At 66.7% G+C, this 15,604-nt stretch carries 11 protein-coding genes; 7 read left to right on the top strand and 4 right to left on the bottom strand.

Annotated features, from left to right (window positions below):
* Positions 1-69: 69 nt before the first annotated feature.
* From J2T47_RS24765 to ccoN, 3 genes are all read right to left on the bottom strand, one after another.
* On the bottom strand, positions 70-1,203 hold the full coding sequence (locus J2T47_RS24765) for an HPP family protein (RefSeq protein WP_253452759.1): 1,134 nt from the start codon (positions 1,201-1,203) through the stop codon (positions 70-72).
* Between the two features lie 123 nt (positions 1,204-1,326).
* Positions 1,327-1,530: a hypothetical protein gene (locus J2T47_RS24760; RefSeq protein ID WP_253452758.1), complete on the bottom strand. Its 204-nt coding sequence runs from the start codon at positions 1,528-1,530 to the stop codon at positions 1,327-1,329.
* A 10-nt stretch (positions 1,531-1,540) separates the two neighbouring features.
* Positions 1,541-2,986 carry a cytochrome-c oxidase, cbb3-type subunit I gene (gene ccoN / locus J2T47_RS24755; RefSeq protein ID WP_253452756.1) on the bottom strand — a complete coding sequence of 482 codons (1,446 nt, stop codon included), beginning with the start codon at positions 2,984-2,986 and terminating at the stop codon, positions 1,541-1,543.
* A 381-nt stretch (positions 2,987-3,367) separates the two neighbouring features.
* Between ccoN and J2T47_RS24750 the strand changes: the two genes are divergently transcribed.
* The 7 genes from J2T47_RS24750 (at position 3,368) to J2T47_RS24720 (ending at position 12,283) form a co-directional block, all read left to right on the top strand.
* A complete protein-coding gene (locus J2T47_RS24750; RefSeq protein WP_253452754.1) occupies positions 3,368-3,739 on the top strand; it encodes a DUF6306 domain-containing protein in 372 nt (123 codons plus the stop codon).
* A gap of 264 nt (positions 3,740-4,003) precedes the next feature.
* Complete coding sequence (locus J2T47_RS24745) at positions 4,004-4,744, top strand: FadR/GntR family transcriptional regulator (protein ID WP_253453000.1); 741 nt, start codon at positions 4,004-4,006, stop codon at positions 4,742-4,744.
* A 138-nt stretch (positions 4,745-4,882) separates the two neighbouring features.
* Positions 4,883-5,794 (top strand): 5-dehydro-4-deoxyglucarate dehydratase, encoded by a 912-nt coding sequence (gene kdgD, locus J2T47_RS24740; RefSeq protein ID WP_081519705.1) that lies wholly within the window; start codon positions 4,883-4,885, stop codon positions 5,792-5,794.
* 13 nt (positions 5,795-5,807) lie between these two features.
* Entirely contained in the window at positions 5,808-7,247 is a 1,440-nt protein-coding gene (locus tag J2T47_RS24735) for an aldehyde dehydrogenase family protein (RefSeq protein ID WP_253452752.1), read from the top strand.
* 545 nt (positions 7,248-7,792) lie between these two features.
* A complete protein-coding gene (locus tag J2T47_RS24730) occupies positions 7,793-9,157 on the top strand; it encodes an MFS transporter (RefSeq protein WP_253452751.1) in 1,365 nt (454 codons plus the stop codon).
* A 32-nt stretch (positions 9,158-9,189) separates the two neighbouring features.
* Positions 9,190-10,746 (top strand): galactarate dehydratase, encoded by a 1,557-nt coding sequence (gene garD / locus J2T47_RS24725; protein WP_253452749.1) that lies wholly within the window; start codon positions 9,190-9,192, stop codon positions 10,744-10,746.
* Positions 10,747-10,915: 169 nt separating this feature from the next.
* Complete coding sequence (locus tag J2T47_RS24720; RefSeq protein WP_253452747.1) at positions 10,916-12,283, top strand: OprD family porin; 1,368 nt, start codon at positions 10,916-10,918, stop codon at positions 12,281-12,283.
* A gap of 197 nt (positions 12,284-12,480) precedes the next feature.
* Here J2T47_RS24720 and J2T47_RS24715 read toward each other — a convergent pair whose 3' ends face one another.
* Entirely contained in the window at positions 12,481-15,207 is a 2,727-nt protein-coding gene (locus J2T47_RS24715; RefSeq protein WP_253452745.1) for a cation-transporting P-type ATPase, read from the bottom strand.
* Positions 15,208-15,604: the final 397 nt, after the last annotated feature.

The raw sequence follows: 15,604 nt of genomic DNA, 5'->3' as shown, positions 1-15,604 counted from the left end.
CAAAGGCTTCTGCGCGAATCAGGCGGCCAGTGTAACGGAAAGGGCTGCAGGCCCAGGTGGAAAGAGCGTTCAGCCCAGGTGACTGAGCAGGTCGCGTTGCAGGGCGGCGATCAGGTCGGTCTGGGTGATCACGCCCACCAGTTCGCCACGCTCCAGCACCGGCAGGCAGTGCAGACCCTGGTCGGAGAGCAGCGGGATCAGCTCCACCACATGGGTGCCGGCATCCACGTGCAGTACCGGGCGGGTCATCACCTCGCCCAGCAGGCGGTCGCGGTGCAGGCCGATACTGCCGAGCAGGCGCTTCCACCAGGTGCCTCGGGGCACCAGCAGGTCGATCAGGCTGACGATGCCCACCAGACGGCGCTCCTCGTCGAGGATCGGCAGGGCCTTCAGGTGGTGCTTCACCAGCAGGCGCAGGGCGTGGCTGAGCGGGGTTTCCGGCGAGGCACAGATCAGGTCGCGGGACATCACTTCCCGCGCGCGGGTATCGCCCATGCTGCGGCGCAGGGCGTGGCGCTCAGTGCTGCGCACCAGGCGTTCGAGGTCGTCGCGGGTGATGTCGACAAAGCCCTCAAGCTCGTCCAGCGCCTGATCGAGGTCGGCGGCCTGGATGCCAAGCCGCGCGCCGGGGGCCGGGTCCCGGGTCTGGTGGTTGTCCGCGGCGAGGCTGCGGCGGCGCGGGTAGGGCATGCGCGTCAGGTTGTTGAACAGCAGGGCCAGGAGCACCAGGCCGAGACCGCCGCTGATAGCGGATAGCGATGCCAACCACACCGGCTCGCCAGGTGTGGGTGAGGCGAACACCATGCAGAAGGCCAGCGCGCCGCCCGGTGGATGCAGGCAGCGCAGCGGGTACATCAGCAGCAGGCTCAGCCCCAGCGCGAGAGCGGCGCTGGCGATGCCGGCGGGCAGCCAGAGGCCGATCAGCAGCGCCACCAGTGACGCACACAGGTAGCTGCCGATCACCGACCAGGGCTGGGCGAGGGCACCGGAAGAGACGGCGAACAGCAAAACCGCCGAAGCGGCCCAGGGGCCGGCAAAGTGCAGCGCCACCGAGGAGCCGAACAGCAGGCCGCAGGTGGCGGCGCTGAGCAGGAAGCCCAGGCTGGCGCCGAGGGAGGCGCGCAGCCATTCGCGCGGGCGGGTGTGGGGAATGTCGGGCAGGTACGCGGCGGCACGGTGCCGCCAGCCGGTGAGGGCGGGCATCGGGAAATCCGGGGAGCGAAGTCTGAAAAAAACGGGCTCTCGCGGGGAAGAGCCCTGCAAGGTGCCAACATCGGCACTCGGGGAGGCTCCGTCCGTGGAGCGGGAAATCGATAGAGCGGGAAATCAGGCGCGCATTCGGTAAGGCGGTGGCGGCTCCGGCAGCGGCCGGACGATCCGCTCGCAGTGCCGGCCGGTGGCCGCGCTCATGCGCCGCGCGGCGTCCGGGTCGTCGGCGAAGGGCAGCAGCGCCGCCTGTTCGTCGGTGCGGCGGCAGCCTCGCCAGCAGGCAGCAGCGCAGGCGATCAGGCCGATAAGACTCAGCAGCATCGTCGAGTCCTCAGGCCGCAGCCGCTGCGAGGTTCGACACCGGCTTGCCGGAGCGCACCGTGGCCCAGGTGTTCCAGGCCATCAGCAGCATGCCGCTGGCAAAGGTGGAGCCGCCGATCAGCCGCACGATATAGCCCGGATGGCTGGCCGCCAGCGCCTCGACGAAGGAGTAGGTCAGCGTGCCGTCCTCGTTCACCGCGCGCCACATCAGGCCCTGGGTGATGCCGTTGACCCACATCGAGGCGATGTAGAGGACTGTGCCGATGGTGGCGAGCCAGAAGTGCGCGTTGATCAGCCCGACGCTGTGCATCTGCTCGCGGCCGTAGAGCTTGGGGATCATGTGGTAGAGCGCGCCGATGGAGATCATCGCCACCCAGCCCAGGGCGCCGGCGTGCACGTGGCCGATGGTCCAGTCGGTGTAGTGCGACAGCGAGTTCACCGTCTTGATCGCCATCATCGGGCCCTCGAAGGTGGACATGCCGTAGAAGGCCAGCGACACCACGAGGAAGCGCAGGATCGGGTCGGTGCGCAGCTTATGCCAGGCCCCGGAGAGGGTCATCATGCCGTTGATCATGCCGCCCCAGCTGGGTGCCAGAAGGATCAGCGACATCACCATGCCCAGGCTCTGCGCCCAGTCGGGCAGGGCGGTGTAGTGCAGGTGGTGCGGGCCGGCCCAGATGTACAGGGTGATGATCGCCCAGAAGTGCACGATGGACAGGCGGTAGGAGTAGATCGGCCGCTCGGCCTGCTTGGGCACGTAGTAGTACATCATGCCGAGGAAGCCCACCGAGAGGATGAAGCCCACCACGCTGTGGCCGTACCACCACTGGATCATCGCGTCGGTGGCGCCCGAGTAGAGCGGGTAGGACTTGAGCAGGGTTACCGGAATCGCCAGGTGATTGACCACGTGGACCATCCCGGTGACCACGATGAAAGCGCCGTAGAACCAGTTGCCCACGTAGATGTGGCGTACCTTGCGCCGGGCGATGGTGCCGAAGAACAGGTAGGCGTAGATCAGCCAGAGGAAGGTCACCCAGACGGCGATGGGCCATTCCATCTCGGCGTATTCCTTGGACGTGGTGATGCCCAGCGGGTAGCTGATCAGCATGGCCACCAGGCTCGCCTGCCAGCCCCAGAACAGCAGGTTGGCCAGGGAGTCGGAGATGACCCGCACGCGGCAGGTGCGCTGCACCACATAGAAGGAGGTGGCGAACAGCGCGCTGCCGCCAAAGGCGAAGATCACCAGGTTGGTGTGGATCGGCCGGATGCGCCCGAAGCTGGTCCAGGGCATCTCCAGGCTCAATTGCGGCCACACCAGCTGGGCGGCGATGAACACGCCCATGAGCATCCCGAGGATGCCCCAGCCCAGGGTGGTGAGGGTGAAGCGGCGGACGATGTCGTAGTTGTATTCGGCGTCGCGGGGGGTGTGCTGATCGAGGGGTATCGCGCTGTCCATCTTGATTCCGTCGTACTCCGGTTGACTGACGGCTCCCTGGCCACCCGAGCGTGCTAAGCGTTGCTTAATGGGCGAAGAGGCAAGGTAGGAGGCAATTCGCCGCAGGGAGCCCGATCAGTCTGAACAGCCGAGATGGATGCAACAAACGAATAATAATGCTGCATAAGTGCAGTTATTTTGATTTCAAGGTGAGGTGCTGACACGCGACCGCTCTGCCATGCCTTGTCCGGGATCAAGGCCGACGAGCGGCGCGGCGGAAATGAAGAGGTACGGCGCCGGCGGGATGCATTCGGAAAAGTGCAGCGTCAGTGCAATTCAATTCATTTAAAACTGCTTTGCGAGACGGTCTAGGATGGACCTTCGCGATGACCTGGGGGCTTCATGTCCGACGATCTGATTGACTGGTTGCAGACCCTGATGCGCGCCGAGCGTGCCGGCGCGCGGGTGATGCTCGACAGCCTGCGGCAGGCCGATGAGGCGGTGGCCCGTCATCGCCTGGAGCGTTTGCACCAGGGCGAGGCGGAAAGCTGCCGGCGCCTGCGCCGCTGCCTGGAACGCCTGGGCGCCACGCCCGACACAGGCGTTGGCGACTTCCATGCCAGTGCCATGGCCATCGACGACCTGGAGCTGCGCTTCGACTTCATCGGCCGTGGCCAGAGCTGGGTGGCCCGGCAGATCACCCGGCGTCTGCCGCAGATCGACGAGCCCTGGTTGCGCGAAGAGCTGGAGGCGGTACTGCGGTTGCATCAGTGAAGCCCTGCAGATCGAGGCGGGATCGGCGGCTTCCGGGTGACTCCGTGCTCCCCTGTAGGAGCGCGCCATGCGCGCGATCGCGGGCATGGCCCGCTCCTACAGGGAATGTCCATGCCTGAACCCGCAGGAGCGAGCTTGCTCGCGAACCGCACGGTGAGGGATTGACGAGGGCAGGGCAGAGTCATCACACAACTGGCCGACCATGGCCGGGCGCCATCCCGATGTTGTACGATGACCGCCTCTTCATCCATTCCAGCGACCACCATGCCGACCAGCCCGCTTCCCCGCAAACGTTCCCGCAGCCTCGCCCATGAGGTGGTCGCCGAGCTTTCCGCGCGTATCCGCGATGGTCGCATCAAGCCCGGGGACAAGCTGCCCACCGAGTCGGCGATCATGACCGAGCAGGGCGTCAGCCGCACCGTGGTCCGCGAGGCGATCTCCCGGCTGCAGGCCGCGGGGCTGGTGGAAACCCGTCACGGCATCGGCACCTTCGTGCTGGACACACCCAAGGACGGCCCGTTCCGCATCGACCCGGCGACCATCGTCACCCTGCGCGACGTGCTGGCGGTGCTGGAGCTGCGCATCAGCCTGGAGGTGGAGTCCGCCGGGCTCGCCGCCCAGCGCCGCAGCCCCGAGCAGCTGCAGGGCCTGCGCGACGCCCTGGATGCCCTGGAGGAGAGCCAGGCCAACGGCCGCGACGCGGTGGCCTCGGACTTCCAGTTCCACCTGCGCATCGCCGAAGCCACGGGCAACCGCTACTTCACCGACATCATGAGCCACCTGGGGGCGAGCATCATCCCGCGCACCCGCCTGAACTCCGCACGCCTGGCCCATGACGACCAGAACCACTACCTGGCGCGGGTCAACCGCGAGCACGAAGACATCTTCGATGCCATCGCCCGCGGCGACACCGACGCCGCCCGCGCCGCCATGCGCCTGCACCTGACCAACTCCCGCGAACGCCTGCGCCGCGCCCACGAATCGGCCGAAGAAAAACTCGGCTGACGAGCGGACGGAAGAAAAGGTTGTCTGACGACTTGTCGGCTTTTGTTTGTAGTTGTACGATGACCGACAACATGACGCCATAAGCCGATTGTCGTTGCACCTCTTCCTATAAAAATTCGCTTTGCAGGGTGATCGCCAATGAATCCACAAGAACTGAAGTCCACCCTTTCGTCCGGTCTGCTGTCGTTCCCCGTGACGGACTTCGATACCCAGGGCAACTTCCGCGCGGACACCTACGCCCGCCGCCTGGAGTGGCTGGCCCCCTACGGCGCCAGTGCACTCTTTGCGGCCGGCGGTACCGGCGAGTTCTTCTCGCTGGAGCCCAACGAGTTCTCCTCGATCATCAAGACCGCGGTGGATACCTGCCGTGGCCAGGTACCGATCCTCGCCGGCGCCGGCGGCCCGACCCGTCAGGCCATCGCCTACGCCCAGGAAGCCGAGAAGCAGGGCGCTGCCGGCATCCTGCTGCTGCCGCACTACCTGACCGAAGCCAGCCAGGAAGGCCTGGTGGCCCACGTCGAGCAGGTCTGCCGCTCGGTGGACTTCGGTGTGGTGGTGTACAACCGCAACGTCTGCCGCCTCAACGCCGACAGCCTGGAAAAGCTCGCCGACCGCTGCCCGAACCTGATCGGCTTCAAGGACGGCATCGGCGAGATCGAGCCGATGGTCGCCATCCGCCGCCGCCTGGGCGAGCGCCTGACCTACCTCGGCGGCCTGCCGACCGCCGAAGTCTACGCAGCGGCCTACAAGGCGCTGGGCGTGCCGGTGTATTCCTCGGCCGTGTTCAACTTCATCCCGAAGACCGCCATCGACTTCTACAACGCCATCGCCAGCGACGACCACGCCACGGTCAATCGCCTGATCGACGATTTCTTCCTGCCTTACCTGGCCATCCGCAACCGCTGCGAAGGCTACGGCGTGAGCATCATCAAGGCTGGCGCCAAGCTGGTGGGCCATGACGCCGGCCCGGTGCGCGCACCGCTGACCGACCTCACCGGCGAAGAAGTCGAGATGCTCGACGCGCTGATCAAGAAACTCGGCCCGCAGTAAGCCGGAGGTTCCCGTGGCACAACAGTATTCGCACTACGTCGACGGCCAGTGGCTGGCCGTCAGCGACGCAACCCCGAACCGCAACCCGTCGGACCTCTCCGATGTGGTCGGCGATTACGCGCTGGGCGACGCCGCGCTGGTCAACCAGGCAGTGGAGGCGGCCCGCGCCGCTTTCCCGGCCTGGTCCAACAGCAACGTGCAGGCCCGCGCCGACGCACTGGACAAGGTCGGCAGCGAGATCCTCGCCCGCCGCGCCGAGCTGGGCGCGCTGCTGGCGCGGGAGGAGGGCAAGACCCTTCCCGAAGCGATCGGCGAAGTCGGCCGCGCGGGGAACATCTTCAAGTTCTTCGCCGGTGAATGCCTGCGCCTGGCCGGCGACCTGCTGCCCTCGGTGCGCCCCGGCGTCAGCGTCGAGGTGACCCGCGAAGCCGTGGGCGTGGTCGGCCTGATCACCCCGTGGAACTTCCCCATCGCCATCCCGGCGTGGAAGATCGCCCCGGCCCTGGCCTACGGCAACTGCGTGGTGCTCAAGCCCGCCGACCTGGTGCCGGGCAGTGCCTGGGCGCTGGCGGAAGTCATCTCCCGCGCCGGCTTCCCCAACGGCGTGTTCAACCTGGTGATGGGCCGTGGCAGCGTGATCGGCGAGGCCCTGGTCAACCACCCGCAGGTGGACGCCGTGAGCTTCACCGGTTCGGTCGGCGTCGGCCGCCGCATCGCCGCGCAATGCGTGGCCCGTGGCGCCAAGGTGCAGCTGGAGATGGGCGGCAAGAACCCGCAGATCATCCTAGATGATGCGGACCTCGCCAGCGCCGTGGAGCTGTCGGTGCAGAGCGCCTACTACTCCACCGGCCAGCGCTGCACGGCGTCCAGCCGGCTGATCGTCACCGAAGGCATCTACCCGCGCTTCGTCGAAGCCATGGTCGAGCGCATGCGCAAGATCAAGGTGGGCAATGCGCTGCAGGACGGCATCGACATCGGCCCGGTGGTTTCCGAAGCGCAGCTGCGCCAGGACCTGGACTACGTCGAGATCGGCCGCAACGAAGGCGCGCGCCTGCTGTTCGGCGGCGAGCGCCTGGCGCTGGCCACCGAGGGCTACTACATGGCCCCGGCGCTGTTCGACGAGACCACCCCGGAGATGCGCATCAACCGCGAGGAAATCTTCGGCCCCGTGGCCAGCATCCTCAAGGTGAAGGACTACGACGAAGCGCTGGCCCAGGCCAACGCCACCGAGTTCGGCCTGTCCGCCGGCATCGCCACCACCTCGCTCAAGCATGCCGCGCACTTCAAGCGCCACGCCCAGGCCGGGATGGTGATGGTCAACCTGCCCACCGCCGGCGTGGATTACCACGTGCCGTTCGGCGGTCGCAAAGGCTCGTCCTACGGCCCGCGCGAGCAGGGTCGCTACGCCCAGGAGTTCTACACCACGGTGAAGACCGCCTACGTCGGCGCCTGACCGACAGCAGTACCAGCAGCGGGTGGCGCCTGCCAGCGCCGCCCGCCGCACAAGACATGACCCGAACCCCGACACAAGAACAAAGCAGGGGAAACACCATGACCATCGACTGCCCGCAGCCGACACGTACCCGCGAACCCAGGCGCTGAACGCGCCCCGAGCACTCCCACTCCGCTCAACTTCGCAGGTAGGTCGTCATGCTGAACCGTCCGATCTCACATCGCCGCGCCGCCGTGCGCCGGCTTTCCCCGCGCCAGTTGCCTGGCCGCGCCGTGTCGTCTCGCCTGCTCGCCAGGCGTCCGGCGGGGCCCTTTTCTTCGCTCCACGCTCTCTCGCTGTATGCCATCCGGCTGCCCGCCGGCCGTGGCGCGCTATCTGCTGTGTCGCTCGCCGCTGTGCCCTGCGTGCGAGTCGGAACGGACGTACCGGCCGCGCCCGCCGTACGTCGGCAAGGAGGCGGTAACGGCTCGCTGCGCCGGGCCGGCTGATAATCTGGCCGGCCTGCGCCGGTCGCTCCCATAACAACAAGACACGAGACGCAATCGATGAGCCAAGCAACCGCCAAACCGACGCATGTGCGTTACCTGATCCTGCTGATGCTGTTTCTGGTAACCACCATCAACTACGCCGACCGCGCCACCATTTCCATCGCCGGCTCCAGCCTGCAGAAGGACCTGGGTATCGACGCGGTCACCCTGGGCTACATCTTCTCCGCCTTCGGCTGGGCCTACGTGGCCGGGCAGATTCCCGGCGGCTGGCTGCTCGACCGCTTCGGTTCGAAGAAGGTCTACGCCGCGGGCATCTTCATCTGGTCGCTGTTCACCTTCCTGCAGGGCTTCGTCGGCTACCTGCCGGTGGCCAGCGCGGTGATCGCGCTGTTCCTGCTGCGCTTCATGGTGGGCTTCGCCGAGGCGCCGTCCTTCCCGGGCAACGCGCGCATCGTCGCCGCCTGGTTCCCCACCGCCGAGCGTGGCACGGCCTCGGCCATCTTCAACTCCGCGCAGTACTTTGCCACCGCGCTGTTCGCGCCGATCATGGGCTGGATCGTCTTCCACTTCGGCTGGGAACACGTGTTCGTGGTGATGGGCGTGCTGGGCATGGTCTTCGCCGCCATCTGGATGAAGACCATCTACAACCCCAAGGAGCACCCGCGCACCAACGCCGCTGAAGTCGCCGCCATCGAAGCCGGCGGTGGCATGGTCGACATGGACCAGAAGCGCGCCAGCGACGGCCCGAAATGGCACTACGTCAGCCAGCTGCTGCGCAGCCGCATGCTGCTGGGCGTGTACCTGGGCCAGTACTGCATCAACGCCATCACCTACTTCTTCCTCACCTGGTTCCCGGTGTACCTGGTGCAGGAGCGCGGCATGTCGATCCTCAAGGCCGGCTTCATCGCCTCGCTGCCCGCGCTGATGGGCTTCCTTGGTGGCGTGCTGGGCGGGATCATCTCCGACTACCTGCTGCGTCGCGGCCATTCGCTGACCTTCGCCCGCAAGCTGCCGATCGTCTGCGGCCTGCTGCTGTCCACCACCATGGTGTTCTGCAACTACGTCGATGCCGAGTGGATGGTGGTCGGCTTCATGACCCTGGCGTTCTTCGGCAAGGGCCTGGGCGCGTTGGGCTGGGCGGTGGTGGCGGATACCTCGCCCAAGCAGATCGCCGGTCTTTCCGGCGGCCTGTTCAACACCTTCGGCAACCTCGCCTCGATCACCACGCCGATCGTCATCGGCTACCTGATCAGCGCCACCGGCTCGTTCAAGTGGGCCCTGGTGTTCGTCGGCGCCAACGCGCTGGTGGCCGTGCTGAGCTACCTGTTCATCGTCGGCCGCATCGAGCGTGTGGAGCTGCGCGAAGAGGACCCAAAGGGTCGCCAGGTACCTGAAAAACGTCTGGCCCCGGCCAATTCCTGAGCAGTTCCGGGGGTATTTCGGAGATGAGTGTCATGCAGTTGATCCCGCACCAGGACTCGCCGCGCTACGTGAAATTGCACGCGGACGATAACGTCGCCATCGTCGTCAACGACCAGGGCGTCGCCGCTGGCGGTCGCTTCCCGGATGAGCTGGTGGCCGCCGAGTCGATCCCGCAGAGCCACAAGGTGGCGCTGGTGGATATCGCCGAAGGCGCGCCGGTGCTGCGCTACGGCACGGTGATCGGCTACGCCCTGGCACCCATCGCCAAGGGCCGCTGGGTGACCGAGCAATTGCTCAGCCTGCCGGAGCCGCCGGAGCTGGACGCACTGCCGCTGGCCACCGAAGTGCCGCCCGCCGCCGAGCCCCTGACCGGCTACAGCTTCGAGGGTTACCGCAACGCCGACGGCAGCGTCGGCACACGCAACCTGCTGGGCGTCAGCACCACGGTGCAGTGCGTGACCGGGGTGCTGGACCACTGCGTGGAACGCGCCCGCCGCGAGCTGCTGCCCAAGTACCCGCACGTCGATGACGTGGTGTCGCTGACCCACAGCTACGGCTGCGGCGTGGCGATCAATGCGCCGGACGCGATCATCCCGATCCGCACGCTGTACAACCTGGCGCGCAACCCCAACCTCGGCGGCCAGGCGCTGGTCATCGGCCTGGGCTGCGAAAAGTTGCAGCCGGTGCAGCTGATGGACGGCGACGCACTCACCGCCGGGCAGGACGAGGCGCAGTGGCTGTACCGCCTGCAGGAGTCCGGCAACGGCTTCCAGGGCATGGTTACGCAGATACTGGAGCTGATCGAGGAGCGTCTGGTGGTCCTCGACCAGCGCCGCCGCGAGACGGTGCCGGCCTCGGAACTGGTGGTGGGCATGCAGTGCGGCGGCAGCGACGCCTTTTCCGGCGTCACTGCCAACCCCGCGCTGGGTGTGGCCGCCGACCTGCTGGTGCGGGCCGGCGCCACGGTGATGTTCTCCGAGAACACCGAAGTGCGCGACGGCATCCACCTGCTCACCGCCCGCGCTGCCAACCGCGAAGTGGCCGAGCAACTGGTCGCCGAGATGGACTGGTACGACCGCTACCTCGCCCGCGGCATGGCCGACCGCAGTGCCAACACCACGCCCGGCAACAAGAAGGGCGGACTGAACAACATCGTCGAGAAGGCCATGGGCTCCATCGCCAAGTCCGGCAGCAGCGCCATCGCCGGGGTCATCCCGCCGGGCGCACGGGTGAAGGGCAGGGGCCTGCAGTACTGCGCCACCCCGGCCAGCGACTTCATCTGCGGCACCCTGCAACTGGCCGCCGGGATGAACCTGCACATCTTCACCACCGGACGCGGCACGCCCTACGGGCTGGCCATGGCGCCGGTGATCAAGGTGGCGACCCGCACCGAACTCGCCGAGCGCTGGCCGGACCTGATCGACGTCGATGCCGGCCGCGTTACGTCCGGGCGCATGACCCTGGACGAACTGGGCTGGGAAATCTTCCAGCTCTACCTCGACGTGGCCAGCGGCAAGGTCCACACCTGGGCCGAGCGGCACCACCTGCACAACGACCTGGTGCTGTTCAACCCGGCCCCGGTCACCTGATGCAAGCCTGACCTGATCCGCTTCTGAACGCCCGCAGCGCTGTCAGACGCTGCGGGTAACCCTGAGCTTGCCCGTTCGCGAGCAAGCTCGCTCCTACAAAAACCTCGCGCCTGCCCGCTCTGCTGGGACGGGTGGCGCTCACCCTGAAATCCACGACCCGGAGACAACAATGAAAAACTCCACCCTGGGCGCCGCCATCGCCTGCGCCGCCCTCGGCTTCCTCGTGCCTGCCGCCCAGGCTGCCGGCTTCCTCGAGGACAGCAAGGCCAGCCTGACCCTGCGCAACTTCTACATCAACAGCGACAACCGCAACGGCACGGCCGACCCGAGCCGCCAGGAAGAGTGGGGCCAGGGCTTCATCCTCAACTACACCTCGGGCTACACCCAGGGCACCGTGGGCCTCGGCGTCGATGCCATCGGCCTGCTCGGCGTCCGCCTCGACAGCGGCGGCGGCACCCACTACGAGTCGGCCAGCCAGCAGGCCGGCACGGTGTTCCCGTCCAAGAGCAACGGCGAGGCGGTGAACGACTTCGGCAGCCTCGGGCCGACCCTCAAGGCGAAGATTTCCAGCACCGAACTGCGCTACGGCACCCTGATGCCCAAGCTGCCGGTGGTGACCTACAACGACGGTCGCCTGTTGCCGGGCACCTTCGAAGGCGGGCAGGTGACCAGCACCGACATCGACAACCTCAGCCTGGTGGCCGGCAAGCTGGAGCACACCCGCGGGCGCAACTCCAGCGACTGGCGCGGCATGTCGATCCAGGGCGCCAACAGCGGCGCCACGGCCCGCGACAGCAACGAGTTCTACTATGCCGGCGGCGACTACAAGCTGAGCAAGGACCTGACGCTGCAGTACTACTACGGCCAGCTCAGCGAGTTCTACCAGCAGCACTTCCTCGGCCTGCAGCACAGCCTGAACCTCGGCCCCGGCGTGCTGAAGACCGACCTGCGCGCCTTCGACAGCGACTCCGACGGCAAGAACGGCAGCGCCTCCGGGCGCGCCGACGGCTACCTCTCCAGCGGCTACTACGGCAACCGGGTGACCAAGGGCGAAGTGGACAACCGCGCTTACAGCGGGATGTTCACCTACAGCCTGTCCGGACACAGCCTCGGCGCCGGCTACCAGGTCATGAACGGCGACAGCGACTTCCCCTACCTGAACCGTGGCGACGGTGCCAGCGGCAGCGCCTACCTGATCACCGACGTGCAGATCGGCAAGTTCCTGCATGCCGGCGAGCGCACCTGGGTGGCGCGCTACGGCTACGACTTCGCCCAGGCCGGCCTGCCGGGCCTGACCTTTGCGGCGATCTACCTCAAGGGCGACGACATCAGGACCGCCAGCGGCGACCAGGGCGAATGGGAGCGCGACCTGACGCTGTCCTACGTGATACCCGAAGGCACCCTCAAGGGCCTGGGCTTCTCCTGGCGCAACGCCATGCTGCGCAGCGGCCTGGCCGCCAGCGGCTCCGGCACCCCGACCCAGCGCGACCAGGACGAGAACCGGCTGATCGTCAGCTACACCTTGCCGCTGTTCTGAGGCCGTTCGCGGGCATGGCTCGATCCTGCAGGGAGAACCTGCTCCACCCTGTAGGAGCGAGCTTGCTCGCGAAGCTCTTCCCACAAACAACAAGCCCCTCCGGTTGAGGGAAGGGGCTTGGGCTGTTCGCGAGCAAGCTCGCTCCTACGTTACCTGGGGGCCGGCGCATGATGTGAGCGGTCGTGCGCCGTTCGGGATCACCGGCGCGAAGCCTTCCAGCGGCGGATCACCAGCTTCTCCAGTTCCACCGCGAAGAACACCGCGATGCCTATCCCTAACGAGATCAGCCAGCCGCTGAAGGGCAGGGCGACGGTGTGGAAGGCGGTCTGCATGAAGGGCACGTAGATCACGAAGCACTGCAGCAGGATCAGCGCCAGGGTCACGGTGAGCAGAGCGCCGTTGCGCAGCAGGGCGGTGTTCAGCGAGAACTCCTCCTGCAGGCGGCAGTTGAACAGGTAGGCCCACTGCGCCGTGACCAGGGTGTGCAGGATCATGGTGCGGATGTGGTCGGTGTCCTGGCCGTTGCTGACCATCCAGGCTTCCAGCAGGAAGGCCGCGGCGGTGAGCAGGCCGCCCACGTAGAGCACCCGCCAGACCGCGAAACCGTTGAGGATCGATTCCTTCGCGTTGCGCGGCGGCCGGCGCATCATCCCCGGCTCGCCCGGCTCGAAGGCCAGGGCGAAGGACAGGGTGGTGGAGGTCGCCATGTTCATCCAGAGGATCTGCAGCGGTGCCAGCGGGATCACCGCGCCGGCGAGGATCGCCATGACGATCAGCAGGCCCTGGGCCATGTTGGTCGGCAGGATGAACAGCACGGTCTTCTTCAGGTTGTCGTAGACCCGGCGACCCTCGCGCACGGCGCCGGCAATGGTGGAGAAGTTGTCGTCGGTGAGCACCATGTCGGCGGCTTCCTTGGTCACCTCGGTGCCCTTGATGCCCATGGCGATGCCGACGTCCGCCTGTTTCAGCGCCGGGGCGTCGTTGACCCCGTCGCCGGTCATGCCGACCACTTCCTCATTGGCCTGCAGCGCGCGCACCAGGCGCAGCTTGTGCTCGGGGCTGGTGCGGGCAAACACCGAGTACTGCATGGCGAGGGCTTTCAGCTGGGTGTCATCGGCCTGCTCCAGCTCCTGGCCGGTCATGGCGCGCAGGTCGTTGCCCATGCCGAGCATGCCGGCGATGGCCACGGCGGTATCCGGGTGGTCGCCGGTGATCATCTTCACCTGGATGCCGTCGCGCTTGCACAGCGCGATGGCCTCGATGGCCTCCGGGCGCGGCGGGTCGAGCAGGCCGGCGACGCCGAGGAAGATCATGCCGTCCTGCACGTCCTCGTGGTCGATCACGCCGTCATCGGGCTGCACCTGCTTGTAGGCGGCGGCCAGCATGCGCAGGCCCTGCCCGGCGATGAAGCTCATCTCGCGCTCCCAGTACTCGCGGTCCAGCGGCTCCACGCCATTGGCGCCGAGTTGCTGCTGGCACATGCGCAGCAGCACGTCGGGTGCGCCTTTGAGGTAGACCAGGTGCTGCCCGGCGACGTCGCAGCGCCGCGCCATGTACTTGTAGGCGGAGTCGAAGGGAATCTTGCCGAACTTCTGGAATTCGACCTCCGGCAGGTTCGCCTTGCGCGCCAGGACCTTCAGCGCGCCCTCGGTGGGGCCGCCGACCACGCCCCAGCGGCCTTCGTCGCCCAGTTGCAGGCTGCTGTCGTTGCAGATGTCCACCGCGCGGATGAAGTCGGCCAGCGCGGCGTGCTGCGACCAGTCCAGCTCATCGCTGGTGCTGCCGAAGGTGATGCGGCCCTTGGGCTCGTAGCTCTGGCCCTCCACCGCGTAAATGCCGTTGGCGAGCAGCACGCTCTTCACGGTCATCTCGTTCATGGTCAGGGTGCCGGTCTTGTCCGAGCAGATCACGCTCATGGCGCCCAGGGTTTCCACGGTGGGCAGCTTGCGGATGATCGCCTTGTTCTGCGCCATGCGCTGCACGCCCAGCGACAGGATGATCGAGACGATGGCCGGCAGGCCCTCGGGCACCGAGGCCACCGCCAGGCTGATCAGCGACAGCAGCAGCTCGCCGAAGGGGTAGTCGTGCCAGAAGAAACCGATGATGAACAGCACCACCATCATGCCGATGATCAGCCCGAAGATGCGCTTGCCCAGCTCGGCGATCTGCCGCAGCAGCGGCGTCTCGCCCTCGTCGACGTTGGCGATCAGCTTGTTGATGCGCCCCAGTTCGGTGGCCGGCCCGGTCCCGATCACCACGCCGCGCGCGTTGCCGGCGCTGACGTTGGTGCCGGAGAAACCGAGGTTGGTGCGGTCGGCCAGCAGCGCTTCCTGGTCCAGCGCCTCGGCGTGTTTGCCCACCGTGAGGGATTCCCCGGTGAGCATGGATTCCTCGACCTGCAGGTGGTGCACGTCGAACAGGCGCACGTCGGCGGGAATCTTGTCGCCGGGGCGCAGGATGACGATGTCGCCGGGCACCAGCTGGGCGGCGTCCATCTCGATCTTCTTGCCGTTGCGCACCACGTGCGCGGTGCTGCTGAGCATGCCGCGCAGGGCGGCGAGGGATTTCTCCGCCTTGTTCTCCTGGAAGAAGCCGATGCCGGCGTTGATCACCGCCACCAGCAGGATGACGAGGGTGTCGGTCCAGTGGCCCATCAGCGCGGTGGCCACGGCGGCGGCGAGGAGGATGTAGATCAGCACGTCGTTGAAGTGCCGGGCGAAGCGCAGCCAGAGAGGATCGACCTCCTTGGCTGGCAGGGCGTTGGGGCCGACGCGCAACAGCCGCGCCTCGGCTTCGTCGGGGGAAAGGCCTTCCGCGCTGGTCTGCAGGTCGGCCAGGGTCTGGTCGACGCTCTTGCGGTACCAGTCGGTGCTTTTGAGTTCGGTGCCGTGCGGTTTGCCGTCGGTGGTTTGCGGTGCAGTCATGCTGTGACTCCCGGCTCCTGCCTGCTGGGAAAGTGGGAATGCCCCCAGACTAGACGGCGTGGATTTCACCGGAACTGTCATACCTCAAAGTTCTTCGATTCCTGGCTGAACCATTCCTGAACGGCGTAGGAATCAGACGGCAGCTCATTAGGCTCGCGTAGGAGCGGACTTTGTCCGCGATGCTCTTTGCTTGCTTGGGGTTGGGTGTTCTGCGCCGCTACGGCGTGCGCTGATGTATTGGGTTTCGCCCCCTCGGGCGAGTCCCTTTTGGCAAACGACCCAAAAGGAACCAAAAGGTCTCGCCCGGTACGACTCACCCACATAGGTGACAGTTTTGTTCAGGCACATGGGTAACAGTTTCTAACCTGCAGGGGTCACCTCACGAGGATTGCCCCAT

Source organism: Pseudomonas nitroreducens, from assembly GCF_024170165.1.
Lineage (GTDB): Bacteria > Pseudomonadota > Gammaproteobacteria > Pseudomonadales > Pseudomonadaceae > Pseudomonas > Pseudomonas nitroreducens_C.
The sequence above is the reverse complement of the archived record's forward strand: the minus strand, read 5'-3'. Positions and strand labels throughout refer to the sequence as shown.

Coding starts and splice junctions, on each gene's coding strand:
- J2T47_RS24745 (WP_253453000.1), top strand. CDS start 4,004: ATGCCGACCAGCCCGCTTCCCCGCAAACGTTCCCGCAGCCTCGCCCAT.
- J2T47_RS24720 (WP_253452747.1), top strand. CDS start 10,916: ATGAAAAACTCCACCCTGGGCGCCGCCATCGCCTGCGCCGCCCTCGGC.
- garD (WP_253452749.1), top strand. CDS start 9,190: ATGCAGTTGATCCCGCACCAGGACTCGCCGCGCTACGTGAAATTGCAC.
- J2T47_RS24765 (WP_253452759.1), bottom strand. CDS start 1,203: ATGCCCGCCCTCACCGGCTGGCGGCACCGTGCCGCCGCGTACCTGCCC.
- J2T47_RS24760 (WP_253452758.1), bottom strand. CDS start 1,530: ATGCTGCTGAGTCTTATCGGCCTGATCGCCTGCGCTGCTGCCTGCTGG.
- ccoN (WP_253452756.1), bottom strand. CDS start 2,986: ATGGACAGCGCGATACCCCTCGATCAGCACACCCCCCGCGACGCCGAA.
- J2T47_RS24730 (WP_253452751.1), top strand. CDS start 7,793: ATGAGCCAAGCAACCGCCAAACCGACGCATGTGCGTTACCTGATCCTG.
- kdgD (WP_081519705.1), top strand. CDS start 4,883: ATGAATCCACAAGAACTGAAGTCCACCCTTTCGTCCGGTCTGCTGTCG.
- J2T47_RS24715 (WP_253452745.1), bottom strand. CDS start 15,207: ATGACTGCACCGCAAACCACCGACGGCAAACCGCACGGCACCGAACTC.
- J2T47_RS24750 (WP_253452754.1), top strand. CDS start 3,368: ATGTCCGACGATCTGATTGACTGGTTGCAGACCCTGATGCGCGCCGAG.